21 protein-coding genes and 4 tRNA genes are annotated in these 24,788 nt (G+C 62.7%); 15 read left to right on the top strand and 10 right to left on the bottom strand.

Annotated features, from left to right (window positions below; genetic code table 11):
* Window positions 1–266 precede the first annotated feature (266 nt).
* The 3 genes from IAE33_RS14580 to IAE33_RS14570 all read right to left on the bottom strand — a co-directional run bounded on the left by IAE33_RS14580 (window position 267) and on the right by IAE33_RS14570 (window position 2,634).
* Window positions 267–1,532 carry an OmpP1/FadL family transporter gene (locus tag IAE33_RS14580; protein ID WP_201164014.1) on the bottom strand — a complete coding sequence of 422 codons (1,266 nt, stop codon included), beginning with the start codon at window positions 1,530–1,532 and terminating at the stop codon, window positions 267–269.
* A 146-nt stretch (window positions 1,533–1,678) separates the two neighbouring features.
* Window positions 1,679–2,161, bottom strand: a complete 483-nt coding sequence (locus IAE33_RS14575) for a hypothetical protein (protein ID WP_028633694.1) — start codon at window positions 2,159–2,161, stop codon at window positions 1,679–1,681.
* A gap of 248 nt (window positions 2,162–2,409) precedes the next feature.
* The gene (locus tag IAE33_RS14570; protein WP_028633693.1) at window positions 2,410–2,634 is read right to left on the bottom strand and encodes a hypothetical protein; all 225 of its coding nucleotides are present in this window, start codon (window positions 2,632–2,634) and stop codon (window positions 2,410–2,412) included.
* A gap of 948 nt (window positions 2,635–3,582) precedes the next feature.
* Here IAE33_RS14570 and IAE33_RS14565 point away from each other — a divergent pair.
* Both IAE33_RS14565 and rmuC read left to right on the top strand, forming a co-directional pair.
* Window positions 3,583–3,999, top strand: coding sequence for a sel1 repeat family protein (locus tag IAE33_RS14565; protein ID WP_201164013.1), 417 nt, complete (start codon window positions 3,583–3,585; stop codon window positions 3,997–3,999).
* A gap of 201 nt (window positions 4,000–4,200) precedes the next feature.
* Window positions 4,201–5,574: a DNA recombination protein RmuC gene (rmuC, locus tag IAE33_RS14560; RefSeq protein WP_161629588.1), complete on the top strand. Its 1,374-nt coding sequence runs from the start codon at window positions 4,201–4,203 to the stop codon at window positions 5,572–5,574.
* Here the strand turns inward: rmuC and IAE33_RS14555 are convergent.
* A complete protein-coding gene (locus IAE33_RS14555; protein ID WP_201164012.1) occupies window positions 5,546–9,022 on the bottom strand; it encodes a hybrid sensor histidine kinase/response regulator in 3,477 nt (1,158 codons plus the stop codon). The genes rmuC and IAE33_RS14555 overlap by 29 nt on opposite strands.
* A 224-nt stretch (window positions 9,023–9,246) precedes the next feature.
* Between IAE33_RS14555 and IAE33_RS14550 the strand changes: the two genes are divergently transcribed.
* From IAE33_RS14550 to IAE33_RS14535, 4 genes are all read left to right on the top strand, one after another.
* Window positions 9,247–9,978, top strand: a complete 732-nt coding sequence (locus IAE33_RS14550; protein WP_028633689.1) for a GntR family transcriptional regulator — start codon at window positions 9,247–9,249, stop codon at window positions 9,976–9,978.
* Window positions 9,979–10,104: 126 nt separating this feature from the next.
* On the top strand, window positions 10,105–11,379 hold the full coding sequence (locus IAE33_RS14545) for an MFS transporter (protein WP_201164011.1): 1,275 nt from the start codon (window positions 10,105–10,107) through the stop codon (window positions 11,377–11,379).
* Between the two features lie 21 nt (window positions 11,380–11,400).
* Window positions 11,401–12,234, top strand: coding sequence for an amidohydrolase family protein (locus IAE33_RS14540; protein ID WP_201164010.1), 834 nt, complete (start codon window positions 11,401–11,403; stop codon window positions 12,232–12,234).
* A 130-nt stretch (window positions 12,235–12,364) separates the two neighbouring features.
* Entirely contained in the window at window positions 12,365–14,242 is a 1,878-nt protein-coding gene (locus IAE33_RS14535; protein WP_201164009.1) for a 1-acyl-sn-glycerol-3-phosphate acyltransferase, read from the top strand.
* Window positions 14,243–14,249: 7 nt separating this feature from the next.
* On the opposite strand, the gene sugE is transcribed toward IAE33_RS14535, so the two are convergent.
* From sugE to rdgC, 3 genes are all read right to left on the bottom strand, one after another.
* Window positions 14,250–14,567, bottom strand: a complete 318-nt coding sequence (gene sugE, locus IAE33_RS14530; RefSeq protein ID WP_028633685.1) for a quaternary ammonium compound efflux SMR transporter SugE — start codon at window positions 14,565–14,567, stop codon at window positions 14,250–14,252.
* 137 nt (window positions 14,568–14,704) lie between these two features.
* A complete protein-coding gene (locus tag IAE33_RS14525) occupies window positions 14,705–15,667 on the bottom strand; it encodes a bile acid:sodium symporter family protein (RefSeq protein WP_201164008.1) in 963 nt (320 codons plus the stop codon).
* 110 nt (window positions 15,668–15,777) lie between these two features.
* Window positions 15,778–16,698: a recombination-associated protein RdgC gene (gene rdgC, locus IAE33_RS14520; protein WP_028633683.1), complete on the bottom strand. Its 921-nt coding sequence runs from the start codon at window positions 16,696–16,698 to the stop codon at window positions 15,778–15,780.
* Window positions 16,699–16,914: 216 nt separating this feature from the next.
* On the opposite strand from rdgC, the gene IAE33_RS14515 reads away from it, so the two are divergent.
* The 4 genes from IAE33_RS14515 (at window position 16,915) to IAE33_RS14500 (ending at window position 17,415) form a co-directional block, all read left to right on the top strand.
* Window positions 16,915–16,990 (top strand) — tRNA-Val (locus IAE33_RS14515).
* 13 nt (window positions 16,991–17,003) lie between these two features.
* Window positions 17,004–17,080: transfer RNA gene (locus tag IAE33_RS14510), tRNA-Asp, on the top strand.
* 169 nt (window positions 17,081–17,249) lie between these two features.
* Window positions 17,250–17,325, top strand: a tRNA-Val gene (locus IAE33_RS14505).
* A 13-nt stretch (window positions 17,326–17,338) separates the two neighbouring features.
* Window positions 17,339–17,415: transfer RNA gene (locus IAE33_RS14500), tRNA-Asp, on the top strand.
* A gap of 91 nt (window positions 17,416–17,506) precedes the next feature.
* Here IAE33_RS14500 and map read toward each other — a convergent pair.
* Window positions 17,507–18,286, bottom strand: a complete 780-nt coding sequence (gene map / locus IAE33_RS14495) for a type I methionyl aminopeptidase (protein ID WP_201164015.1) — start codon at window positions 18,284–18,286, stop codon at window positions 17,507–17,509.
* A gap of 120 nt (window positions 18,287–18,406) precedes the next feature.
* On the opposite strand from map, the gene pcaQ reads away from it, so the two are divergent.
* From pcaQ to IAE33_RS14470, 5 genes are all read left to right on the top strand, one after another.
* Window positions 18,407–19,339 carry a pca operon transcription factor PcaQ gene (gene pcaQ / locus IAE33_RS14490; protein WP_201164007.1) on the top strand — a complete coding sequence of 311 codons (933 nt, stop codon included), beginning with the start codon at window positions 18,407–18,409 and terminating at the stop codon, window positions 19,337–19,339.
* A 235-nt stretch (window positions 19,340–19,574) separates the two neighbouring features.
* The gene (locus IAE33_RS14485) at window positions 19,575–20,339 is read left to right on the top strand and encodes an FKBP-type peptidyl-prolyl cis-trans isomerase (protein WP_028635392.1); all 765 of its coding nucleotides are present in this window, start codon (window positions 19,575–19,577) and stop codon (window positions 20,337–20,339) included.
* 297 nt (window positions 20,340–20,636) lie between these two features.
* Complete coding sequence (locus IAE33_RS14480; RefSeq protein ID WP_201164006.1) at window positions 20,637–21,077, top strand: YkvA family protein; 441 nt, start codon at window positions 20,637–20,639, stop codon at window positions 21,075–21,077.
* Window positions 21,078–21,198: 121 nt separating this feature from the next.
* The gene (locus tag IAE33_RS14475; protein ID WP_201164005.1) at window positions 21,199–21,543 is read left to right on the top strand and encodes a helix-turn-helix domain-containing protein; all 345 of its coding nucleotides are present in this window, start codon (window positions 21,199–21,201) and stop codon (window positions 21,541–21,543) included.
* Window positions 21,540–21,908: a hypothetical protein gene (locus IAE33_RS14470; protein ID WP_028635395.1), complete on the top strand. Its 369-nt coding sequence runs from the start codon at window positions 21,540–21,542 to the stop codon at window positions 21,906–21,908. Before IAE33_RS14475 ends, IAE33_RS14470 begins: the two co-directional genes overlap by 4 nt.
* Window positions 21,909–21,927: 19 nt before the next feature.
* Here IAE33_RS14470 and IAE33_RS14465 read toward each other — a convergent pair whose 3' ends face one another.
* Window positions 21,928–23,175, bottom strand: coding sequence for an NAD(P)/FAD-dependent oxidoreductase (locus IAE33_RS14465; RefSeq protein WP_201164004.1), 1,248 nt, complete (start codon window positions 23,173–23,175; stop codon window positions 21,928–21,930).
* A gap of 2 nt (window positions 23,176–23,177) precedes the next feature.
* On the bottom strand, window positions 23,178–24,755 hold the full coding sequence (locus tag IAE33_RS14460; RefSeq protein WP_201164003.1) for an aldehyde dehydrogenase (NADP(+)): 1,578 nt from the start codon (window positions 24,753–24,755) through the stop codon (window positions 23,178–23,180).
* Between the last annotated feature and the right edge of the window lie 33 nt (window positions 24,756–24,788).

Below are 24,788 nucleotides of genomic sequence, written 5' to 3'. Positions count from 1 at the left end.
ACGGGAGCGGGCGGCTTTGGTTACTTTGGCCAAGACCAAAGTAACCCGCCGGAAGGGCGGAAAGGTGACTAAGCGCCACTTGCGCTAAAGAATGTTTGCTCGTAACACGCGCCCACATTAAAAATGTTAGCAGTTAGCACTTTAATTGCATCGAGTGGACGCCTGCAGACTCTATAGCCCATTCAAAAAAGCTAACTCAGCACACCCACCCACACACCAAACAAAAAAACCGCCACAAGGGCGGTTTTTCACACATAACGTACCGATCAGAACCGATACGTCAGCGAAGCCCCCACGCCATGAGCACTGTTCTCGTACTTGGCCCGGTAGCTACCCTTCGTCGCACTCACCTGATTAACCTTCGTGTCTTCTTCCCACAGATAGGAGTAAGCCACATCGATGGTCATGTCGTCGCTCGGGCTCCACCCAGCCCCCAGGCTGAAGATCTTGCGATCGCCGGTAGGGATGCGTGGCGAACGGTCCTGGTTGTTGGTCGGCGACTGGTCAACCGTGAAGCCGGTGCGCAGCACCCACTCCTTGTTGACCTTGTACGACGCACCCACGGCGTGCGCCCAGGTGTCATGCCAGTTCTGCTCTTCCGAAATCGTCTGGAACGCTGAACCCACCAGCGGGCGGGGTACATCGTTCTGCACCGTGATGTCTTTCAGGCGGCTCCAGCGCGTCCAGGTGCTGCCCGCGTACAAGGTCCACTGGTCATCCAGCTCGTGGGTGACCGACAGGTCCACCGACTCAGGTGTCTTGATTTTCAGGCTTGCATCGAACTTGCTGCCGCTGTAAGGCCCGATCAGCGGGGTAGTGACCTTGGTCTTGCCTTCGAGCTTGTAGTCCACCATCGAGTGGTAGGTCAGGCCGATACGCGTGCGGTCGGTGGCCTGCACCAGCAGGCCGATGTTGTAGCCGACTGCGGTATCGTCGCCCTTGATCTTCACTTCACCATCATTGCGCCCCGGGGTGCGCGGGTTGATCAGGTTCGAGCCCAGTTCACCCTTGATACGGTTGATGGTAGGGCCGAAACCGATCGATACCTTGTCGTTGAAGGCATAGCTGACGGTTGGCTGGAAGGTGACGACCTCCACGTGGCTCTTCTTGCCCCAGTAACGTGCAGCGTCGTCGCTGCCGTAATCGGTGACCAGGCCAAACGGCACGTAGACCCCGAAGCCAACGCTCCAGTGGTCATCGATAGGTTTGACGTAGTAACCCATGGGTACCCCGACGACCGGTACCATGTCACCGTCGGTTTCCCCCCCAAGATTGCTACCTGGGCCTGAGATATCCGACTTGGCGATGACCGCCGCGCCGCCCACGGTAACCTGCTGGCGCTTGATGCGGGACATGCCGGCCGGGTTGCCATACACAGTGCTGGCATCTTCGGCAGATGAGGAACGTCCCGCGAAACCTGTCCCCATGCCGCTAACGCTCTGTTCGTTCAAGGCGAAGCCGCTGGCGAACAGTTGGCCGGACGCGAGCGTGACGGCGAGGCTGAGGGAGGTTTTGAGCATGACTTTTTTCATTATTAGAAACTCCTTGGGATCTCCGAGGCGAAAAGCTACCAACAAATTGCGCGGCGCGCTATAGCCGCAAACACCGAAGATAGAGCGGTTTTGTAGGACAATCCGACCAAAATTCCTTTTTTTCTGGTTAAGTTGTAAGACCCTTCTCAAGACAGCTGAGGTAGTTTCTGATTAATGCAGGTTTCCCACGCTTCCGTAAAATCGCGCAGCCGCCCCTGAGGGCTGAACACCTGTCGCCATATGCGCGCCAGTGCTTGAAGGTCGTCTGCGGGAGGAAGCAGGGGTGCCTGGGCCTCGACCAGCATCCACGCGATGGCGGTGGAGTAGCGCAGGTTGACGGTCAGTTCAAGGTGCGGGCTGCCGAGAAAGGCGTGTTGGCTGGCCAGGCCGCGTACCAGGCTGGCGAGTTCAGGGTCCAGGGCCAGGTATTCGTCCCACACGGCTCGGTGGCGGTGCTCGCCGATACGGTAAAGCCCGTGGCCACGTCGATCGTGCAGTGCAGACCCGAGCGCCGACTGGCTTGCGGCAATGCCGAGCAACAACGCTTCAGCGCTGGCGCAGTGACGGTTCAGGTAGGCCAGAGTGGGCCGAATGACATGCTGACAGAGTTCCTTCGCCGCAATACCCATGATGCCCTCGAGCAGTAAGGGACCGACGGGCGCTGGAGCTTGGCAGCTGGTGAATGTTCAGGCCCGCCGGAAGCAGCAAGCGCCGCTCGAGTTGAAGTGTAGTGTGATAATCATGGTGTAAAGGGCTGTTTTTAAATCGATTGCTGCCAGAGTCGACCAGCCATATGCCCTAAGGCAATTACGCTATGTCTGCTCAGGCAGGCTTGCGATGGGGGTATTCAGCGCTTGAATGGCCGAGCATTCTCCGCTCACGCGGTGAGCGACTGGCGGGTCCGGGCAATGATTGCCTGCAGCGGCTCGCTGCGGCTGTACTGCTCAGGGTACAAGCGTTCGGTGTGGCAGGCGATGCCATGTTCGTCCACCAGAGTGAAGCTGAAACTGCCCTTGCGTGGGGCCACGATCAGGCACTTCAGTGGGGAGAAGGCTTGGGAAAGGGTGCCAATGGCAGCCTGAATTTGGTGATGAGTTTGCATATTGTTGGAAGTTTCCTGCGTTGAACACGGGGGTTAGGATCCGTGCATGATAGAAACGTTCCAGTGACGCCTTTATTAAGGGACGAGAGAACCCGACTGGAACAATGCAGCCAGAGGGAGCGCAATCAAGTAGTGGGCGCTTGGGCTGACTGGTAGGTACTTCAGAGGGCAGGCAGCACGCCGGGGCCAGGGTTCTGGGCCATCGGGTGGGATCCTGATCAATCTGTCATGTGATTCATTGGCGTACAGCCTATTGGCTGCCGGGCGAATCATCTAAGGGGCCGGTCCTGGTTTCAGCAGTACGCTGTTGGGGAAGCGAATCTGCAAGGACACTGTTGGCCAGAATTGACTTTCAGCTTGGTACTAACGAGGGGCACCTTACCGGAGCGTCATAAGCTTGGCAAGCATTATTTTCTGCGAAGCAAGCCGAGCAGTATGTTCGAATTTTCTCAGGCTGTGAAGGGGCGGCCATGCTGCTTTTAGGGGCAGTATCGAGACAGCGGATACCCGAACGGATGTTTTCGCACGGCTTGTGCACATTCGGTGTGGCCGCTGTAACACCCCCGCAACACGCAGCGAAGCCTTCGCCAATGACTTGACTGGCCAGTTAAGTCAATGAAAAAAAACACTATTTTTAACTGGTGAAAAAATCGTCAGTTTGTCAGGAGGCCATATACCATGCGGCTTTGAGGGGGGTAGGAAGGGGTTGTCCACCGAGTTATCCACAGGAACTGTGGATTGTCCCAAGCGCTTGCTCTAGCCCGGGCATGGCGCGGCCAGAATGCCTTCCAACTCGTTTAGGTGGGTAAGCCCAGGCCTCCACTCATTACCCTGACTACGTCAAGAAACGATCACATGAAATTTTTTTTAAAATTAGCCGTCTCGTTGGGCCGATGTCGGGAAAAGGAGTAGAGTGGCGCGCTTTTCGATTTGCCTGCCCCTGTTGCCATGAAGTCTCTCGGTAAAACCTCCGTCAACACCGCCACAGCTGCTGCGCCCTCCGACCGCAGGTTCTCGCTCAAGGTTGCCCTGTGGTTGCTGGATAACCCACGGCTGAATGAAAAGCCCAAGGTCAAGCACCTGGCTGGCCGCTTGCTCAAACGGCCAGCTCGCCAAGGCGTGGTGGTTGCGCAGAGCCGGTTGGGGCAGATGTTGTGCCGCGACTGTGGCAACGCACGCGACCGCCGCATTGGTCATGACCTGCTGCGTCAGGCCGCACGGGGCGGTGATCGCCGGGCTCAGCTGGAATACGCACGTGTTTGCCAGCACAGTGCCCCGGACCAGGCTCGGTTCTGGCTGGAGCTGGCCGCAGGCCAGGGGTCGCATGAGGCTCGCACACTGCTGCACCAGTGGTTCGGCGCCTGAAGCGAGCCTGGTCGCGCGTAGCGCGGGCAACCCTCCTGCCGGGCTGATAAGCTGCCCCCCTTTGCCAGAACAGTAATCGGGGTAAGCATGACAGTTGATCTGGCCAGTGTCCTGCTGGGTTTGGTGGCGGGGGTGGTGCCTGGCCTGGTGTGGGCCATGCAGCTACAGCGTGGGCATGGGGCGCGGCACGCAGCGCAGGCACTGCTGGAAGAGCGCCTCAACGCAGCCCAGCTGGCCCAGGCCGGTCTGCAGGCGCAACTGGACGCCAGCCGTGACGAGGTCAGCGACCTCAGCGAAGCCAACACCGCCAAGCAGGCCCAGCTCGCCGCCCAGGGCCGTGAGCTGGAATTGCTGCAAGTCGAGCGCGACAACGCTCGCGATGCCTCCCATGCCTGGAACCTGGAACGCGCCAACCGCGAGGCCGAGCTGCGTCGCCTGGAGGCGCAGGCAGCGCGCCTGGAAGCGGAGCTGCGTGAGCAGCAGGAAAGCCATCAGCAGCGCCTGGAGGACCTGCAGGAGGCCCGTGAAACGTTGCGTGCCCAGTTCGCCGACATGGCCACAAAAATTTTCGACGAGCGCGAGCAGCGTTTTGCCCAAACCAGCCAACAGCACCTGGGGCAATTGCTCGACCCGCTTAAGGAACGTATCCAGTCGTTCGAAAAGCGCGTGGAGGAAAGCTACCAGCAGGAAGCTCGCGAGCGTTTCTCGCTTGGCAAGGAACTGGAGCGCCTGCAACAGCTCAACCTGCGCCTGTCAGACGAAGCCACCAACCTGACCCAGGCGTTGAAAGGGCAGAAAACCCAGGGCAACTGGGGTGAGCTGATTCTGGAGCGGGTGCTGGAGCACGCCGGCCTTGAGAAGGGCCGCGAGTACCAGACCCAGGTGAGCCTCAAGAGCGCCGATGGCGAGCGCTTTCAGCCGGACGTGCTGATCATGCTGCCCGGCGACAAGCAGGTGGTGGTGGATGCCAAGGTCAGCCTCACCGCCTACCAGCAGTACGTGGCTGGCAACGACGAAGCGGCGCTCAAGCAACATGTGCAATCTCTGCGCAGCCACGTCAAAGGGTTGTCCAGCAAGGACTACAGCCGGCTCGAAGGCTTACACAGCCTCGATTTCGTGCTGTTGTTCGTGCCTATCGAGGCAGCGTTCTCTGCCGCCCTGCAGGCAGAGCCGAACCTGTTCCAGGAAGCCTTCGACCGGCAGATCGTGATTGTCAGCCCAACCACCCTGCTGGCCACCCTCCGCGTCATCGACAGCCTGTGGAAGCAGGAGCGTCAGGGCCAGAACGCTCGCGAAATCGCCGAGCGCGCCGGGTGGCTGTACGACAAGTTCGTGCTGTTCATCCAGGACCTGGACGAGCTGGGCAGCCGCCTGCAACAGGTGGACAAGGCCTACGCCGCCGCGCGCAACAAGCTGTGCGAGGGGCGCGGCAACCTGGTCAGCCGCAGCGAGCAGCTCAAGTTGCTGGGCGCCAGGGCCAGCAAAAGCCTGCCACCCAGCTTGCTGGAGCGGGCCCTGAGCGATGAGGCGGTGCCAGGGGAAGCGCTTACTGAACCAGGCTCAGATGACGGTTGAGCAGTGCCCGCAGCGCCGCTGGCTTGACCGGCTTGGCCAGGAAGTCCAGGCCCGCAGCATGCACCAGCCCGAGGGTTTCCTTGCTGCCATCGGCACTGATCACCACCCCCGGTACCGGTTCGCCCAGCCGCGCCCGTAACCAGCCCATTAGGCCGGTGCCGGTGTCGCCGTCATCCAGGTGGTAGTCCACCAAGGCCAGGTGCGGCCGCATGCCGTCTGCCAGCAGCGCTTCGCATTCGGCGCGGCTGCGGGCCGTCCACACCTGGCAGCCCCAGCGGCTGAGCAGGCTGTTCATGCCAATCAGAATGCTGTCTTCATTGTCCACGCACAGTACCTGCAGGCCAGCCAGCGGCTCGCTGCGTTGTTCCAGCGGCGCGGTGGTGGCCGCTGCGGCCTGGCGGGCGATGGGGACGCTGACTCGGAACACTGTGCCTTTACCAGGCCACGAGCGCACCTCCAGGGAGTGCCCCAGTACCCGGCACAGGCCGTCGGCGATCGCCAGGCCCAGGCCCAGGCCTTTTTCGGCGCGGGTCTGGTGGCTGTCCAGGCGCTTGAACTCCTGGAAGATCACCTGCAGCTTGTCATCGGCGATACCTGGGCCACGGTCCCACACCTCCAGCCACAGCCGCTCGCCCTGGCGACGGGCGCCCAGCAAGATCGGGCTTTTGCCGTAGCGAAGGGCATTGGTGAGGAAGTTCTGCAGTACCCGGCGCAGCAGTTTCATATCGCTGTCCACCCGCAGGCGGCTGCTGCGCAGACGGAACTCCAGGCCTTTTTCGGCAGCCAGCACCTTGAACTCGGCACCCAGTGTGTCGAACAGTTCGTTAAGGGCGAATGGCTTGGCGTCCGGGGTGATCTTGCCGTTTTCCAGCCGTGAGATATCCAGCAGGTCGCTGATCAGTTCCTCGGCAGAGCGCAGCGAGCTGTCCATGTGCTGGACCAGTTGCCGGGCTTCCGTAGTCATGCCCTCGGCCTGCTGGGAAAGGGCTGCAGAGAACAGCCTTGCCGCGTTCAACGGCTGCATCAGGTCGTGGCTGACCGCAGCCAGGAAGCGCGTCTTGGACTGGCTGACCGCCTCGGCATGGCTCTTGGCTTCGGTCAGGGCCTGGTTCAGTTGCGACAGCTCATGGGTGCGCTCAGCTACGCGCTGTTCCAGGCCCTCATTGGCGTCCCGCAGCGCCTGCTCGGCTTCGCGGAACGGTGTGATGTCGGTGAAGCTCATCACGAACCCGCCTCCCGGCATGGGGTTGCCGATCAGCTCGATCACGCGGCCGTTGGGGAACAACCGCTCGGAAGAGTGCGCCCGGCCCTGGCGCATCCAGTGCAGGCGCCGCGCCACGTGCACCTGGGCCTCGCCGGGCCCGCACAGGCCGCGCTCGGCGTTGTAGCGGATGATGTCGGCGATGGGCCGGCCCACGCTGATCAGCCCTTCTGGGTAGTTGAACAGCTCCAGGTACCGGCGGTTCCAGGCCACCAGGTGCAGGTTCTGGTCGACAACGCTGATGCCCTGGTTGATGTTCTCGATGGCGCCCTGCAACAGTGCGCGGTTGAACTGCAGCACCTCACTGGCCTCGTCGGCAATGCGCACCACGTCCTCCAGCTGCATGTCGCGGCCTTCGATGGCGGCCTTGACCACCGCCCGCGTGGAGGACGTGCCCAGTACCCCGGCCAGCAGGCGTTCGGTATGCTCGATCCAGTCGCCGTCGGCGTTCTGGTTGGGGTTGAAGCCCTTGCCCTGGCGGTAGGCGAAACGGATGAAGCTCTGCCGGGCGCGCTCTTCGCCGACAAAACGCGAGGCCAGGGTCAGCAAGTCGTCGATCTGCACCGCCAGCAAGGGCTTGCTGCTGGGGCGGGCGCTGGTTTGCTGGCCGATGAAACGGCCCGCCTGCCAATGTTCCGACACCCGTGTGCGCGACAGCACCGACACCCAGGCGAACAGTGTGAAGTTGCCGGCCAGTGACAACACCACCCCCTGGGTGAGCGGGCTGATCGGCAGGTTCAGCGGGTTGCCGTGCAGCCACGCCAGCCCCGGGAACAGTTGCAACGACCAGCCAACGCTGTGGGCGGCAATGGGCAGTACCAGCGTGTAGAACCACAGGAAGATGCCGGCTGCCAGCCCGGCAAACACGCCACGGCGGTTGGCCTGCTTCCAGTAGAGTGCCCCGAGCATGGCCGGCGTCAGCTGGGTGACGGCGGCGAACGCAATTTGGCCGATGGTAGCCAGGCTGGCGGTAGAGCCCAGCAGGCGGTAGCTGACGTAAGCGAGCAGCAGGATCACCACGATGGTCACCCGGCGTACCGAAAGCATCCAGTGGCGGAACACCTCGAATGGCCGTTCGGCGTTGTTGCGCCGCAGCAGCCACGGCAGCAGCATGTCGTTGGACACCATGGTCGACAGCGCTACCGCCTCGACAATCACCATGCCGGTGGCCGCAGAGGCGCCGCCGATGAACGCTAGCAGGGCCAGGCTGGGGTGGGCTTCGGCCAGTGGCAGGCTGATGACGAACGAGTCGGACATCACCGTCCCCGGCAACAGCATCTGCCCGGCGAGGGCGATGGGCACCACAAACAGCGCGGCCAGCGCCAGGTACATCGGAAATACCCAGCGCGCCAGGCGCATGTCCTGGGGTTCGATGTTTTCAACCACGGTGACGTGAAACTGCCGCGGCAGGCAGATGATGGCCATCATCGCCACGGCGGTCTGCACCACCATCGACGGCCAGTTGATTGTTTCTTGCCAGTAGTCCTGCAGGTGGATGGATTGCCGCGCCTGAGTGAACAGGTCATCGAAGCCGTCGTAAAGGTTGAAGACTACGAAGATACCCACCGCCAGAAACGCCAGCAGCTTGATCAGCGACTCGAAGGCGATGGCCAGCACCATGCCACGGTGGTGTTCGGTGACATCCAGGCTGCGGGTGCCGAACACGATGGCGAACACGGCAAGCACCAGCGAAACTACCAGTGCGGTGTCCTGCACCCGGGTACCGGTGGCGTCGGCATTGGCGCCGATCAGCAGGTTCACGCCCAGCACGATGCCCTTTAATTGCAGGGCGATATAGGGCAGTACGCCCACCAGGCAGATCAGCGCCACCACCACCGCCAGGGTTTGCGACTTGCCGTAACGTGCGGCGATGAAGTCGGCGATCGATGTGATGTTCTGCTGCTTGCTGATCAGCACCATCTTCTGCACCACCCAGGGTGCAAAGATGAGCAGCAGCACCGGCCCCAGGTAAATGGGTAAAAACGCCCACAACTGCTCGGCGGCCTGGCCGACGGCGCCGAAGAATGTCCAGCTGGTGCAATACACCGCCAGCGACAGGCTGTACACCCAGGCGCGCAACTTCGGCGGCAGCGGCGTGCTGCGGCGGTCGCCGTAGAACGCGATGGCGAACATGATGGCCATATAGGCGAGGGCGACCACGGCGATCAACCCGCTGGACAACGACATGAAGACTCCGAAGCAAAAAAAATAACGTGGCCCGATGGGTCAGTCTGGCACGGGCAGCGCCTTGTCGTCAGCGCCGACATTGGTCGCAGTGGCAGGTCGTCGCAGCCCACGGCCGCAGGGGCCCCGATGGCGCCGACGGGTGGAGGATTGACAGCCTTCGGGCGAAAGCGAATACTCGTCCCAAATTCATATATATGTCTATATAACAAGATGAGAGCGAACCCATGCACCCCCTGACCGGTGATGCTCGACTGCCTCGCTACCAGCAACTGCGCGACCACATGGTCATGCAGATCGCCAACAACCGTTGGCGCCCGGGTGAGGCAATACCCACCGAGGCGGCGCTGGCTGCCGAATTTGACATGTCGGTAGGCACCGTGCGCAAGGCCGTGGACGTGCTGGTTGCCGAAGGCGTGCTGGAGCGTCAGCAGGGCCGGGGTACCTTCATCCGGCGGCCACAGTTCCAGTCTTCGTTGTTTCGCTTCTTCCGGTTCGAAACGGCCAATGGCGAGCGCGTGGTCCCCGAGAGCCGCATCCTGGCAATTACGGCTGTACCCGCACCTTCTGCCGTGGCCCAAGCGCTGGGTTTGGGCGCGCAGGCAGAAGTCATCCGCATGCAGCGTATTCGCCTGTTGGGGGCCCAACCGGTACTGGCCGAGGAAATCTGGCTGCCACGCCAGCCCTTCCAGGCCCTGCTGGAGGTCGACCTGGACAGCAAGGGGCCGTTGCTTTACCCGATCTACGAGCACCTGTGTGGCCAAGTGGTGGCCTCGGCCGAAGAGACCCTGACGGCCGAAGCGGTGGACGCGGTGCATGGCCGCCTGTTGCACCTGCCGGCCGACAGCCCGGTGGTGGTGATCGAACGCCTGGCCCGCGACTACGCCGGCAAACCGCTTGAATGGCGCCGCTCGCGCGGCCATGCGCAGCACTTCCGCTACCGCATCGACATTCGTTAAGCCGGTCGTTCCTGCTTTTACCTGCCTGCGCCCTCACGCCGGGGCGCAGTGGTTTCGCCTGCCCGTTGGCCCATGCAGCAGCAAGGGTGACCGGTTGAAACACACACAACTAGAAGGATAACAATCATGTTCAGCTGGTACCGCCAGATCACCTCACGGGAACGCAAGACGTTCTGGGCCTGCTTCGGCGGCTGGTCGCTGGATGCACTGGAAGTGCAGATGTTCGGCCTGGCCATCCCCGCGCTTATTGCTGCCTTTTCGCTGTCAAAGGGTGATGCCGGCCTGATCAGCGGCCTGACCCTGGTAACCTCGGCCATCGGTGACTGGCTGGGTGGCACGTTGTCCGACCGCTACGGGCGCGTGCGCGTCCTGCAGTGGATGATCCTCTGGTTCTCGTTCTTCACCTTCCTCTCGGCCTTCGTCACAGGCTTCTACCCGTTGCTGTTCGTCAAGGCCATGCAGGGCTTTGGTATTGGTGGCGAGTGGGCTGCCGGCGCGGTGCTGATGGCTGAAACCATCAACCCCAAGTACCGGGGTAAGGTCATGGGCACCGTGCAGAGCGCCTGGGCAGTGGGCTGGGGCCTGGCCGTGGCACTGTTCACGCTGATCTACTCGCTGGTGCCGCAGGAATTTGCCTGGCGGGTGATGTTCTTCGTCGGCCTGTTGCCGTCGTTGCTGATCATCTGGGTGCGCCGCAACGTGCCTGAGCCGGACAGCTTCCAGCGGCTGCAGAAAGAACAGGTCATCCCTGGCAGTTTCTTCAAGTCCATGGCCGGTATCTTCCGCCCTGAGCTGCTGCGGGTAACCTTGTTGGGCGGGCTGCTGGGCCTGGGGGCGCATGGGGGTTACCACGCGGTGATGACCTGGCTGCCGACCTTCCTCAAAACCGAGCGCAACCTGTCGGTGCTCAACTCCGGGGGCTACCTGGCCGTCATCATCCTGGCCTTCTGGTGCGGGTGCGTGGTCAGTGGCCTGTTGATCGACCGCATTGGCCGGCGCAAGAACATCCTGCTGTTCGCCGTGTGCTGCGTGCTCACTGTGCAGGCTTATGTGTTTTTCCCGCTGAGCAACACGCAGATGCTCTTCCTGGGCTTCCCGCTGGGCTTCTTCGCCGCGGGCATTCCGGCCAGCCTGGGCGCGTTCTTCAACGAGCTGTACCCGGCCGATGTACGCGGTGCGGGGGTAGGCTTCTGCTACAACTTCGGCCGCGTGCTGTCGGCGGTGTTCCCGTTCCTTGTCGGGCACATGAGCGAATCCATGTCGCTGGGCGCCGCCATCGGCATCGACGCCGGCATTGCCTATGGCGTGGCCGTTATCGCTGCGCTTTGCCTGCCGGAAACCCGCGGCCGCAACCTGCACGCCGCCATCACGCCGGACGCTGCCGGTGCGGTTGCCAAGTAACCTAACCTTATTATGAGTGCCATGCCCCACGAACCCGATTTACACATCACTGCCATCGACAGCCATGCCCACGTGTTCAGCCGTGGGCTGGCGATGGCGCAAGAACGGCGTTACGCGCCTGACTACGATGCGCCACTGGCCGAGTACCTGGGCCAGTTGCTTGCCCATGGCTTCAGCCACGGGGTGCTGGTGCAGCCCAGCTTTCTGGGCACCGACAACAGCTACCTGCTGGCTGCCCTGCAAGCTGCGCCTGGCCAACTGCGCGGAGTGGTGATGGTGGAGCCGAACGTGCAGCGCGAAACCCTCGATGCAATGGCCCGGCTGGGCGTACGGGGGGTGCGCCTCAATTTGATGGGGCAGGCGTTGCCGGACTTCTCGACCGGTGCATGGCGGCAGCTTTTCCAGCGGATTGGCGAGCAGGGCTGGCACCTCGAACTGCATCGACAGGTGGCAGACATCCCCGCGCTGGTTCGGGCATTGCAGCCCTATGGGCTGGACCTGGTCATTGACCACTTTGGCCGCCCCGACGCGCGCCAAGGTCTCGGGCAGCCCGGTTTTGCCGAGCTATTGACCCTGGGCGGGCTTGGCAACGTCTGGGTGAAGGTGTCCGGTATCTACCGTCTGGAAGGCAGCCCACAGCAAAACCTGGCCTTCGCCCGCCAGGCGTTGGGGGCGTTGGAGGCGCATTTTGGGGCCGAGCGGCTGATGTGGGGCAGCGATTGGCCGCATACCCAGCATGAGGCAGGGGTGAGTTTCGCCAGTGTGGTCGGGCAGTTCGACGCACTGGGTTGCGCGGCGCCACTGCGCCAGGCCCTGTTGGTCGATACGGCGCAACGGTTGTTCGGGTTCGACTGACACCAAGGGTGTGGCGTGCAACTCGCTGGAAACAGGCCTGTCCGTGGTGGTGGCAATTGTGGCTTCATAGAGGCCGCGTGCATCCCAATCAGATAACTGCCACCCATGGCTGAACCCAGGACCAAGGACGATGAGTCACTCCTCGCAATTCACCTTGCTCGGCAAGCGGCGCTTCCTGCCATTTTTCATCACCCAGTCGCTGGGTGCGTTCAACGACAACCTGTTCAAACAGTCGCTGATCCTGGCGATTCTGTTCAAGTTGAGCCTGGGTGATGGCGATCGCTCCATCTGGGTCAACCTGTGTGCCCTGCTGTTCATCCTGCCGTTTTTCCTGTTCTCGGCGCTGGGCGGGCAGTTTGGCGAGAAGTTTGCCAAGGACGCGCTTATCCGCGCGATCAAGCTTGCCGAAATCGGCATCATGTCGATAGGCGCGCTGGGCTTCGTCACCAACCACCTGGCCCTGATGCTGGTGGCCCTGTTCGGGATGGGGACCCATTCGGCGCTGTTCGGGCCGGTCAAGTATTCCATCCTGCCCCAGGCCCTGCGCGAACAGGAACTGGTAGGTGGCAATGGGCTGGTGGAAACCGGCACCTTCCTGGCCATCCTGGCCGGCACCATCGGCGCCGGGGTGATGATGTCCTCCGACGACTACGCCTGGGTGGTGGCCGGCGGTGTGGTCGGCACCGCTGTACTGGGCTACCTGGCCAGCCGCTGGATCCCGCGCGCGGCGGCGGCGTCGCCGCATGCGGTGCTGGACTGGAACATCTTCAAGCAGTCCTGGGTGATTCTGCGCATGGGGCTAGGGCAGCCGCCGGCAGTGTCTCGGTCGATCGTGGGCAACTCCTGGTTCTGGTTCGTCGGCGCCATCTACCTCACCCAGATCCCGGCCTACGCCAAGGACTGGCTGCACGGTGACGGCACGGTCGTTACGCTGGTGCTGACGCTGTTTTCGGTAGGCATCGCCCTGGGCTCGCTGCTGTGCGAGCGCCTGAGCGGGCGCAAGGTCGAGATCGGGCTGGTGCCGTTCGGCTCGTTCGGGCTGACCGTGTTCGGCCTGCTGTGGTGGTGGCACTCCGGCGACGTACCGGCGGCCGCTGCGCCCCACGACTGGCTGGCACTGCTGGGCATGAGCCAGGCCTGGTGGGTGCTGCTGTCCATCGTTGGCCTGGGCGTGTTCGGCGGTTTCTACATCGTGCCGCTGTATGCGCTGATCCAGGCCCGTACCGCCGAAGACCAGCGCGCCCGCGTGATTGCCGCCAACAACATTCTCAATGCGTTGTTCATGGTGGTTTCAGCGCTGCTGACCATTGCCCTGCTAGGCCTGGCCGGGTTCACCATCCCGCAGTTGTTCCTGGTGGTGTCGTTGCTGAACATTGCGGTCAACGCCTACATCTTCAGCATCGTGCCTGAATTCACCATGCGCTTTCTCATCTGGTTGCTCAGCCACTCGATGTACCGGGTAAAGCACCAAGGCCTGGAGCGTATACCGGACGAAGGGCCGGCATTGCTGGTGTGCAACCATGTGTCGTTCGTTGACGCGCTGCTGCTGGGCGGGGCCATCCGCCGGCCGATTCGTTTTGTCATGTATTACAAAATCTACAACCTGCCGGTGTTGAACTTCATTTTCCGCACCGCAGGTGCCATCCCGATTGCCGGGCGCAGCGAAGACCTGGCGACTTACGAACGCGCGTTCGCACGTATTGCCCAGTACCTGGCCGAAGGCGAGCTGGTGTGTATCTTCCCGGAAGGCAAGCTGTCGGCCGATGGGGAGATCGATGTGTTCAAGGGCGGCGTCAGTCACATTCTGGAACAAACGCCGGTGCCGGTCATTCCGTTGGCGCTGCAGGGGTTGTGGGGCAGCTTTTTCAGCCGTGACCCTGCCAAAGGGTTTTTCAAGCGGCTGTGGTCGCGGGTGACCATCGTGGCAGGCGCCGCCATCCCAGCGGAGGCGGCGCAGCCAGAGGTGTTGCGGGAGCAGGTAAGCCGCTTGCGCGGCGCCATGCGCTGACAGGCTGTTAGCTGGCGCTGACTTTGAGGCCCACCAGGCCACAGATGATCAGTGCCACGCTGACCAGCCGCACCAGGGCCATGGACTCACCAAACAGGATGATGCCGGCGATTACCGTGCCCACTGCACCTACGCCTGTCCAGATGGCGTAGGCGGTGCCCAGCGGCAGCTCTTTCATGGCCAGGCCCAGCAGGCCCAGGCTGACCGCCATGGCCGCGATGGTGAGGGCAGTAGGCAGGGGCTTGCTGAAACCATCGGTGTATTTCAGGCCAACGGCCCAGCCTACTTCGAACAGGCCGGCAAAGAACAGGATGATCCAGGACATGGTGCGTCTCCATCAGGTGGGATGATGGGGCCGTCCCCGGAATGATCACGCTCGGCGTCGTGAGGTCGTCCTCACAGTGCTTGCATGGTGCCGATCTGCCCGCTTCGGATCAAGAGGGCAGGGGCACGTAGTGCCGCTCAGCGGCCAGCGGTAGGTTCCCGAGGCGCGGTGCCTGCGTCGTCCATGCGCCGGAACCAGGTGGACAACAACGCACCGGAAATATTGTGCCAAACGCTGAACAGCGCGCTGGGCACCGCTGCCAGTGGCGAAAAATGCGCCGCCGCCAGCGCTGCCCCCAGCCCGGAGTTCTGCATGCCGACCTCCAGGGCCAGCGACTTGCGCTGGGCCAGCGGCAGTTTGCACAGCTTGCCAGTGAGGTAACCCAGCAGGTAGCCGAAGCTGTTGTGCAGTATTACCACCGCCATGATCAGCAAACCGGATTCGGCAATCTTGGCCTGGCTGGCCGCCACCACCGCGCACACGATCATGACGATGCTCACCACCGACACCAGTGGCAACACCTGTACCGCAGCCTGTACCCGTGCGCCCAGCAAGCGTTGCGCCAACACCCCTAGCACGATAGGCAGCATGACCAACTGCAAGATCGACCAGAACATGTCCATGAAGGACACCGGCAACCAGGCCGAGGCCAGGAACCAGATCAACGCGGGGGTCAGCAATGGCGCCAGCAAGGTGGTCACTGCGGCAATGGCTACCGCTAACGCCAGGTCGCCACGGGACAGCCAGACCATGACGTTGGACGCGGTGCCACTGGGGCAGCAGCCCACCAGAATCACACCCACGGCGATTTCAGGCGGCAGGTGAAACACCTGGCACAGCAGCCATGCCATGCCAGGCATGATCACGAAATGGGCCACCACCCCCAGCATCACGCGCCAGGGTTGGCGGGCGAGGGCGGCAAAGTCGTCCAGCTTGAGGGTGAGGCCCATGCCGAACATCACCAGCCCCAGCAGCGGTACGATGGCCACTTTCAGGGCAATGAACCACTGGGGTTGCAGGAAGGCCAGTACGGCAAATACCAGCACCCACAGGGCAAAGGTGTTGCCGACGAAACGGCTGAGAGCGGCGAGCGCACGCATGGCAGGGAATTCTCCGGTTCAGCTGCAAGTAATAAAGAAGTGGCGCTTTGATCAGCGCCACTCGGTTGTGCTTGTTGTTGTAGCTTGCGGCCCAGGCTGCGCAGGCGCTGTCAGACGCCTTGGGGGATTTCTTCCCCGCCCAGGGCTTCGAACAGTGTGGGCAGGAACTCAGCGAAGGTCATCATCATCAGCTGGAAGCTGGCATCGAACTGCTGGGCGGCCTCGTCACCGCCGTCCTGCTCGGCCTGCTCTTGCAGCAGCTCTTCGAACTTCAGGCGTTTGATCACCATCTTGTCGTCCAGTACGAACGACAGTTTGTCTTGCCAGGCCATGGCCAGCTGGGTCACCACCTTGCCGGTGCTCAGGTGCAGCTGGATCTCCTCGCCGGTCAGGTCCTGGCGCTTGCAGCGCACGATGCCACCGTCTTCGGCGGTGTCGCGCAGCTCGCACTCATCCAGTACATAGAAGCCTTCGGCAGCCTGCTGCGACTTGACCCAGTCGGTCATGGTGGCGACCGGGGCGATCTTGACGGTAGCCGGGCGCACAGGCAGCGAGCCCATCACTTCGCGCAGGGTGGACAACAGGTCTTCGGCGCGCTTGGCACTGGCCGAGTTGACCAGCACCATGCCCAGGCGTGGGGCAATGGCGGCGAAGATCATCGAGCGGCGGATGAACGCACGCGGCAGGAACGCCTGGATGATTTCGTCCTTGATCTGGTCGCGTTCCTTTTTGTAAACCTTGCGCATCTGCTCGGTTTCGATCTCTTCGACCTTCTCCTTTACAGCGTCATTGACCACGCTGCTGGGCAGAATGCGTTCTTCCTTGCGGGCGGCAATCAGCAGGTATTCGCCGCTTACATGCACCAGGGGAGCGTCTTCGCCTTTACCGAACGGGGCGACGAAGCCATAGGTGGTCAGCTCCTGGCTGGCACAGGGGCGGGCCGGCTTGCTGGCCAATGCGGCTTCCAGCGCTTCAGCCTCGAAAGGCACATCCTGGGTCAGGCGATAGGTGAGCAGGTTCTTGAACCACATGAGGGGGGATCTCTCCTTAATGCATAAGGCGGGCATTATTCTCCGAGCGGCCCCCCGAGGCCAACCCTGTCAGAGGGCCAGTAGTCACTCCAGGGGCAATTAAACCGGCGGTTACGCTAGGTTATTGAAAGGCCTGCGTTTTTTTTCAAATATTTTTCAAAAAGAGCTTGCCAGGGTGGAATGCTCTCCGTAGAATGCGCGCCACACCGAGACGAAGGGTGATTAGCTCAGCCGGGAGAGCATCTGCCTTACAAGCAGAGGGTCGGCGGTTCGATCCCGTCATCACCCACCACTCGATGTATAGCGCAGCGGTAGTTCAGTCGGTTAGAATACCGGCCTGTCACGCCGGGGGTCGCGGGTTCGAGTCCCGTCCGCTGCGCCATATTCCGCTTCAAGGGCCTACTGAACACCCTGAAGCAACAGAGAAAGCGACCTTAGGGTCGCTTTTTTTGTGGGCGCTTTTTGGTATTCAATCAATCAGCAAAAAAATGCGATAAGTACTTGCCAGGGTTGAAATTCGCCCGTAGAATGCGCGCCACACCGAGAGACATGGGTGATTAGCTCAGCCGGGAGAGCATCTGCCTTACAAGCAGAGGGTCGGCGGTTCGATCCCGTCATCACCCACCACTCGATGTATAGCGCAGCGGTAGTTCAGTCGGTTAGAATACCGGCCTGTCACGCCGGGGGTCGCGGGTTCGAGTCCCGTCCGCTGCGCCATATTCCGCTTCAAGGGCCCACTGAACACCCTGAAGCATCAAAAAAGCGACCTTAGGGTCGCTTTTTTCGTTTTGGCGTTTTCGCCGCACGTTCAGTGGCGGCCACGCTCTTCATCGCGCAAGGTCAGCACTTCATAGCCCTCTTCTGTTACCGCCACGGTATGCTCCCACTGGGCCGAGAGGCTGTGGTCACGGGTGATCACCGTCCAGCCATCTTTCAACGTACGGGTACCGCGCCCACCCTGGTTGATCATCGGTTCGATGGTGAACACCATGCCAGGTTTCAGCTTCATGCCCATGCCGCGTTGGCCCACGTGCAGCACTTCGGGCGCCTCGTGCATCTGCTGGCCGATGCCATGGCCGCAGTACTCCCGAACCACACTGTAGCCTGCGCCCTCGGCGTGAGCCTGGATAGCGTGACCGATATCACCCAGCGTGGCCCCCGGGCGGACCTGTGCGATGCCTTTCCACAGCGCATCGTAGGTGGTCGCTACCAGATGGCGGGCCTCGTCGCTTACCGGCCCCAGGCTGTACATCTTCGAGGAGTCCGCAATGTACCCACCCTGTTCCAGGGTGATATCGACATTGATGATGGACCCCGCCTGAAGCACCTCATCCGCCTTGGGCATACCGTGGCACACCACGTGATCCACCGAGGTGTTGAGCGCATAGGGGAAGCCATACTGGCCCTTGCTGGCGGGGCGTGCCCTGAGTGTGTCGAGGATGAACGCCTCGGCCCGGTCGTTGATCTGCAGGGTGGTGACACCCGGGCGGATAAAGCTGTCGAGATCGGCGAACACTTGCGCCAGAAGCTGGCCGGCGCGGCGCATCAGGTCGAGTTGGGCGGGGGTCTTGATGATGACCTTGGACATGGGGAAGGGCAGTTGCTCATGCGGAAATTTGCTCAAGCATAGCGCTTGCCGTACCCGGGTTGCCAATGCGGCGGGGCCGCAGTGGGCACGGCCTTGCCGACAATGCGGTAAGCTGGCGCCATGAACCTCGACACCCGTATCAAGTACCGCCACCTACTGTGCTTTCTGGAGATTGCCCGGCAGGGCAGCCTGGCCAGGGCGGCAGACGTGCTCGCCATCAGCCAGCCGGCGATCTCCAAGACCCTCAGGGAACTCGAAGACCTACTGCAGGCCAGGCTGTTCGTGCGTGGCCGCCAGGGCGTTGAGCTGACCCCCGCTGGTACACGCTTCATGCGTTATGCAGGGCCCAGTGTGCAGGCCCTGCGCGATGGCGTCAGCTGCCTGCGCGGCGAGGCGCAGGTGCCGTCCCAGGTGCGCATCGGTGTGTTGTCCACGGTCGAAAGCCTGTTGATGCCCGAGGTGCTGTGCCGCCTGCATCAGCGCCACCAGGCCTTGGTCATCAGCGTGGTGACCGGCGTGAGTGCCCAATTGCTAGGCCAGTTGCGCGTGGGTGAACTGGAGCTGGTGGTGGGGCGGATGACCGACAGCCCGCAGATACAGGGCCTTTCGTTCGAGCACCTGTACAGCGAGTCCATGACCCTGGTGGTGCGCGCCGGTCACCCGCTGCTGGCTGCTACACCGCTCGAACGGGCGCGTGTAGGGCAGTACCCACTGGTAGTGCCGCCGGCCGGTACAACGATCCGTCAGCATGCCGACAGCCTGTTCGTGCAAGGCGGCATCCAGATGCCCGCACAGCGCCTGGAAACCTTGTCGCTGGTGCTGAGCCGGCGTTACGTGCAGGGCAGCGACGCGGTTTGGGTAGCCCCGCGCGACGCTGTGCTGCTGGACCTGCGCCGTGGCGACCTGGTCGAACTCGACCTGGGCGTGCGCGAGCCTGGCGGTTCGGTGGGCATCTGCCGCAATGCTGCACTGGCACAGAGCCTGCCGGGGCAGTGGGTGTGCGACGTGTTGCGTGAGGTGGCCGCGCAGTATCGGGAGCGCGCCTATCCATGAAGCTGTACCTGATCCAGCATTGAGTGTCTGTAGCCGCAAGCCCTGCCTGTAGGCGCATCTTTCCGGTTGATGGTCAATATTGGCGAGCGAATTGATGACGTGCGACGCGGTAGGGTGGCTGCTGAACTTATTGCGTGAAACCCGCTCCTATGCCGGTAGCCATTGGTGACGACCGCCTGCTAAGCTCGCGGCCTACACCCTGATTGCCCTTATGGCGCATGAACAAGGAAATAGCATGAAACAGCATCGTTTGGCGGCTGCGGTTGCCCTGGTAGGCCTGGTACTGGCTGGTTGCGACCAGCAGGCCAGCAGCCCCGAACTGAAGACCCCCGCGCAGAAAGCCTCCTACGGTATCGGCCTGAACATGGGCAAGAGCCTGGCTCAGGAAGGCATGGATGACCTTGATTCGAAAGCAGTCGCGCTGGGTATCGAAGACGCCGTTGGCAAGAAAGAGCAGCGCCTGAAGGACGAAGAGCTGGTAGAGGCTTTCACCGCGCTGCAGAAACGCGCCGAAGAACGCCTGGCCAAGGCCAGCGAAGAAGCGGCCTCTGCCGGCAAGAAGTTCCTGGAAGAAAACGCCAAGAAGCCGGGTGTGGTTACCACGGCGTCGGGCCTGCAGTATGAAGTGGTGAAGAAGGCCGACGGCCCGCAGCCCAAGCCTACCGATGTGGTGACCGTTCACTACGAAGGCAAGCTGATCGATGGCAAGGTGTTCGACAGCTCGGTCGAGCGCGGCAGCCCGATCGATCTGCCGGTGAGCGGCGTGATCCCAGGTTGGGTCGAAGGCCTGCAACTGATGCACGTGGGCGAGAAGTACAAGCTGTTCATCCCGGCTGAGCTGGCCTACGGCGCACAGAGCCCAAGCCCGCTGATCCCGGCAAACTCGGTATTGGTGTTCGACCTTGAGCTGATCGCCATCAAGGACCCGGCTCAGCTGCAAGGCGCCGAACCTGAAGCAGACGCCCCAGCCGAAGCCCCGGCTGAAGCACCTGCCAAGTAAAAGCCGGTTGCTGCAACCCTGAACGCCCCGTCCCGACGGGGCGTTCGTGTTTGTGCAGAGTGCTTGGTCGAACCGGCAAGTGCTGATAGTGTCCGAGGACATGCAGCGTGTAGAAGCAGGAAGCGTCTAACCTGAGCCGTTTGGCCCGTACGCGTGTGCGAGACTGTAACGGCTGTGTAAAAAACGCCCGATCTGACCTTGGCCCTTGCCTGATAGGCACCTGACGTCAGAAACACCGCCCTGTTCACAAGGTTATCCACAATAAATGTGGATAACCTTTTCCGTCCTGGAGGCTCCATGAATGCACCCTGGAATTTCGCTCGCTTTCTGCCGCTGGCCGAGCGCCTGCTCAGCCGCGGTCGGTTGCCTGCACTGCTGTTTGCTGTGGCTCGCAAAGGCCCGCGGCTGGGCAAGTTGCGTGAAGACGTGAAGCTGATGCAGTCACTGTGCCTGGCATGGTGGCGCGGCGAGTACCGTGCCATAAGCCCCAAAGCGCTGGTCACGATCGTGGCAGGTCTGCTGTATTTTGTAAGCCCCATCGACGCCATCCCCGATTGGTTGTTGGGTGTGGGCTTCCTGGATGACATTGCGGTGCTGGGCTGGGTAATGAAGACCGTGGCCGATGAACTGGCGCGGTTCAAGGCGTGGCGTGACAGCCAGGCCCCCGAGCGTTTGCGCGTGGTGGAGCGGTTGCCAGCTACCCCCGAAGCCCTGCGCCTGGAGCGTCCTGCGTCCTGATATCAGCCCCTCAGCCTGGCCGCTAAGGTGCCTGGCTGCACAGATCGCGGACTTGGTCATATAATTGGCATAAGGGTTATGCCAACGGATTACATGCGGTAATCCTCTTGAGGGGTTCGTAATGGGTATTCAGGTCATCAGCCGGGACGGTCAGCCAGAGTACGCCGTCGTTCCGTGGGAGCACTATCAGGCGTTGCTGAAGGCTGCAGGGCAGGCCCCGGCAACGCCCCCCGTCACAGGCGGCGAAAGCGGCGAGCAGCAGCCACCTGCACCCGCGCCCGCCTTCAGTGAGGTGGGGGATATCCGCAGAGCCAAAGGGATTGCTGCCGAACAGTTGGCCCGAAACGTAGGGGTAAGCCCCGCTTACCTGGCCATGATTGAAGCCGGCGAGCGCCAGCCTGATGCTGCCATCCGCCGCGCATTGGCGTGGCACCTGGGCGTGGCTGGCTGGAGCGAGGTGTCATGAGCCACGTCAGGATCAGCCGCCAGCATTGGGATAACCTGCTGGGCGAGCTAGATCTGGCCAGGCGTCAACGCCACCTGCTGACCTACCGTGCGCTTATCGAGCGCTTGCAATTGCCCAGCCCGGCCATGCAGACACTGACCGCAGCGCTGGAGTACCTGGCCGTGCTGGATGCCCGGGCCGAGCAGCCACTGCGAAGTTCGCTGGTGATCAGCCAGGGTGCCAGCCGGCTGCCCCGTACCGGGTTTTTCGAGTGCGTCGAAAAACTGGGTCGCTTTTCGGGCCCGGTCGATGGCATGGAAGCAGCGTCCTGGCATGCTTCCGAAGTGGTGCGGGTGTTTGAGTACAGCTACCCGGAAGCGCCTTAGCAGCAGTGGTATCGGGTGATCAGAAGCGGTCCAGGCGGTATGCCCGGGTTTCAGGGCCGCCAAGCGCCTCGGCCAGCCGACCCACCCATTGCGCTGTGACCGCCGCCTGGGTCAAGCCCAGGTGCTGATGCCCGAAAGCCAGCAGCACCCGGCCTTCACACACCCGGTCGATCACCGGCAACGAGTCTGGCAACGACGGGCGCATCCCCATCCAGGTGCTCGCACCCTCGGTGCTCAAGTCTTCCCTGAACAACCCCTTGCTCAACCGGTGCAGTTGCCACGCCCGCTGCATGTTCGGGGGGGCTTGCAGGCCGGCGAACTCGACCGTGCCGGCCAGGCGTAACCCCCCGGTCATGGGCGTCATGATGAACTTGCGCTCAAGGGATGTGACGGCGAACGGCAGGCGTTGGTGTTCGGCCGGCAGCATCAGGTGGTACCCCCGTTCGGTGTCCAGTGGCACCTGCTTGCCCGTGAGCGCAGCAGTGAGGTGCGCCGAATGCGCGCCACAACTCAGCAACACCTGGCGGGCATGCAGCGCACCGCAGTTGCTGGCAAGGGTTACCCCGGCGCTGTGCAGCCGCCCACCGTCGACCTGAGCCTGCATGAAGCGTACGCCCTCGGCCTGGGCCGCCTCGAACAGCTCGCACAGCACCCGATAGGGGTCGATGAAGTGGCCAGTGGACGGGAAGAACAAACCGCCCAGCAGGCTTGGGTTCAGCTGGGGCGCAGCGGCCTGTACCTGCCGCGCAGACCACAGCTCCACCGGGACGGCCTGTTGCTGCATGCGGTTGCGCAACGCCGCCAGCGCCTCACTGGATTCTGGCCGCTCGAACACCAGCAGCGAGCCATCCTGATGGAACAGGTCGCTGCGCCCGATCGACCCCAGCAACTGCTGCCAGGCCGCCAGGCTGGCTTCGTTGAGCGCGCGAATACCCGCGACGCTGCGCTGGAACGGTGCCGGGCGCAGGTTGAGCAGCAGGCGGGTGAACCAGGGCATCGCCTTGGGCAGGTACTTCCAGTCCAGGCGCAGTGGCCCCATCGGGTCCAGCAGCATGCGCGGCAGGCGCTTGAGAATCGACAGGTCGGCGATGGGGAACACCTGCTCGGTAGCCAGGTGCCCCGCATTGCCCCAGGATGCCCCCTGGCCGGGGAGCTGGCGGTCGACCAGCAGTACCTGCCGGCCTTGGCGTGCCAGCTGCAGGGCGCAGGCCACACCGATGATGCCGGCACCCACTACCACGATATCGTTTGCGGGGGTGTGCTCCATACTCAGCCTTCCCGCTTGCCGTCGAGCAGGCGCCGCAGTTGCAACGGGTTGGTGTGCTGCAACGCCTCAGGCAACAGCGCGTCAGGAAAGTCCTGGTAGCACACCGGTCGCAGGAAACGCTGGATGGCCGCGGTGCCCACCGACGTGCTGCGGGCATCGGACGTGGCCGGGAATGGCCCACCATGTACCATGGCGTCACACACCTCTACACCGGTCGGCCAGCCGTTGACCAGAATCCGCCCAGCCTTGCGTTCCAGGGTGGGCAGCAGGGCGCGGGCGCTGGCGATGTCAGCTTCGTCCAATTGCAAGGTGGCAGTCAGCTGGCCTTCGAGGTGATCGGCCACTTCACGCATCTGCTGGTCGCTGGCACAGGCCACCACCAGCGATGTGGCACCAAATACTTCGGCCTGCAGTGTCGGGTCGGCGAGAAACGCCTCGGCCTCGGCCACGAACAGGTGCGCCTGGCCTTGATTGACGCCCTCGGCCGCAAGGCCGCTGGCTACCTGCGAGGCACCTCCGTTTTCAGCCAGGGCGCCGATGCCTGCCTGGTAGGCGGCAAAAATCCCGGGGGTGAGCATGGTCTGCGCTGCGGCCTGGCTCACATGCTGGCTGGCAGCCTGGATGAAGCGTTGCAAATCAGGCCCCTGCTTGGCAATCACCAACCCTGGGTTGGTACAGAACTGCCCTGCACCTTGAGTGAGTGAGCCAATGAACCCCTGGGCCATGGCTTCAGCGCGTGCCTGCAAGGCCGCATCGAACAGGAACACCGGATTGATCGAGCTCATTTCCGCATACACCGGAACAGGTTCGGGCCGAGCCTGGGCGGCTTGGCACAAGGCCAGGCCGCCGCTGCGTGAACCGGTAAAGCCCACGGCCTTGATGCGGGGGTCGCTGACCAGCGCAATGCCCACTTCACGGCCCGAACCGTACAGCAGCGAGAAAACTCCTTCAGGTAGCCCGCACTGCTGGACGGCATTTGCCACGGCCTGGCCTACCAGTTCGCTGGTGCCGGGGTGAGCGCCGTGTACCTTGACCACTACCGGGCAGCCGGCCGCCAGCGCCGAGGTGGTGTCGCCACCGGCTACCGAGAACGCCAGCGGGAAGTTGCTGGCGCCGAATACCGCGACCGGCCCCAGGGCGATGTGCCGTTGGCGCAGGTCAGGGCGGGGCAGGGGTTGGCGCTCCGGCAGGGCCGGGTCGACCCTCACGTCCAACCACTCACCGGCCCGCACCACGCGGGCGAAAGCGCGCAACTGGGTGCAGGTGCGGCCGCGTTCGCCCTGGATACGCGCCGTGGGCAGGCCCGTTTCGGCGACGGCGCGCTCGATCAGTGCATCGCCGAGGGCTTCGATGTGTGCGGCGATTACTTCCAGAAAGCCGGCACGCTGTTCCAGTGTGGTTTCGCGATAGACGTCGAACGCCGCCCAGGCCAGCGCGCAGGCCTGGGCCACGTGTTCGCCCGTGCCGCCGTGGTACGCCGGCTCCAGTGCCTGGCCGCTGGTCGGGTTGATGGCGTGCAGGGCTTGGCGTGTGCCGGCTACCGGGGTCTGGCCGATCAGCAGTTTGCCTGTAAGGGGCATGGTGACTCCTTGTGAATGCAGTGCAGGTGCAGG

Origin of the sequence: Pseudomonas sp. S60, from assembly GCF_016647865.1 — a bacterium.
Lineage (GTDB): Bacteria > Pseudomonadota > Gammaproteobacteria > Pseudomonadales > Pseudomonadaceae > Aquipseudomonas > Aquipseudomonas parafulva.
The sequence above is the reverse complement of the archived record's forward strand: the minus strand, read 5'-3'. Positions and strand labels throughout refer to the sequence as shown.

What these genes read in the sequence shown, in the direction of transcription:
- IAE33_RS14580 (WP_201164014.1), bottom strand. Translation starts at nt 1,532, where the DNA reads ATGAAAAAAGTCATGCTCAAAACCTCCCTCAGCCTCGCCGTCACGCTC.
- IAE33_RS14575 (WP_028633694.1), bottom strand. Translation starts at nt 2,161, where the DNA reads ATGGGTATTGCGGCGAAGGAACTCTGTCAGCATGTCATTCGGCCCACT.
- IAE33_RS14570 (WP_028633693.1), bottom strand. Translation starts at nt 2,634, where the DNA reads ATGCAAACTCATCACCAAATTCAGGCTGCCATTGGCACCCTTTCCCAA.
- IAE33_RS14565 (WP_201164013.1), top strand. Translation starts at nt 3,583, where the DNA reads ATGAAGTCTCTCGGTAAAACCTCCGTCAACACCGCCACAGCTGCTGCG.
- IAE33_RS14555 (WP_201164012.1), bottom strand. Translation starts at nt 9,022, where the DNA reads ATGTCGTTGTCCAGCGGGTTGATCGCCGTGGTCGCCCTCGCCTATATG.
- IAE33_RS14550 (WP_028633689.1), top strand. Translation starts at nt 9,247, where the DNA reads ATGCACCCCCTGACCGGTGATGCTCGACTGCCTCGCTACCAGCAACTG.
- IAE33_RS14545 (WP_201164011.1), top strand. Translation starts at nt 10,105, where the DNA reads ATGTTCAGCTGGTACCGCCAGATCACCTCACGGGAACGCAAGACGTTC.
- IAE33_RS14540 (WP_201164010.1), top strand. Translation starts at nt 11,401, where the DNA reads ATGCCCCACGAACCCGATTTACACATCACTGCCATCGACAGCCATGCC.
- IAE33_RS14535 (WP_201164009.1), top strand. Translation starts at nt 12,365, where the DNA reads ATGAGTCACTCCTCGCAATTCACCTTGCTCGGCAAGCGGCGCTTCCTG.
- sugE (WP_028633685.1), bottom strand. Translation starts at nt 14,567, where the DNA reads ATGTCCTGGATCATCCTGTTCTTTGCCGGCCTGTTCGAAGTAGGCTGG.
- IAE33_RS14525 (WP_201164008.1), bottom strand. Translation starts at nt 15,667, where the DNA reads ATGCGTGCGCTCGCCGCTCTCAGCCGTTTCGTCGGCAACACCTTTGCC.
- rdgC (WP_028633683.1), bottom strand. Translation starts at nt 16,698, where the DNA reads ATGTGGTTCAAGAACCTGCTCACCTATCGCCTGACCCAGGATGTGCCT.
- map (WP_201164015.1), bottom strand. Translation starts at nt 18,286, where the DNA reads ATGTCCAAGGTCATCATCAAGACCCCCGCCCAACTCGACCTGATGCGC.
- pcaQ (WP_201164007.1), top strand. Translation starts at nt 18,407, where the DNA reads ATGAACCTCGACACCCGTATCAAGTACCGCCACCTACTGTGCTTTCTG.
- IAE33_RS14485 (WP_028635392.1), top strand. Translation starts at nt 19,575, where the DNA reads ATGAAACAGCATCGTTTGGCGGCTGCGGTTGCCCTGGTAGGCCTGGTA.
- IAE33_RS14480 (WP_201164006.1), top strand. Translation starts at nt 20,637, where the DNA reads ATGAATGCACCCTGGAATTTCGCTCGCTTTCTGCCGCTGGCCGAGCGC.
- IAE33_RS14475 (WP_201164005.1), top strand. Translation starts at nt 21,199, where the DNA reads ATGGGTATTCAGGTCATCAGCCGGGACGGTCAGCCAGAGTACGCCGTC.
- IAE33_RS14470 (WP_028635395.1), top strand. Translation starts at nt 21,540, where the DNA reads ATGAGCCACGTCAGGATCAGCCGCCAGCATTGGGATAACCTGCTGGGC.
- IAE33_RS14465 (WP_201164004.1), bottom strand. Translation starts at nt 23,175, where the DNA reads ATGGAGCACACCCCCGCAAACGATATCGTGGTAGTGGGTGCCGGCATC.
- IAE33_RS14460 (WP_201164003.1), bottom strand. Translation starts at nt 24,755, where the DNA reads ATGCCCCTTACAGGCAAACTGCTGATCGGCCAGACCCCGGTAGCCGGC.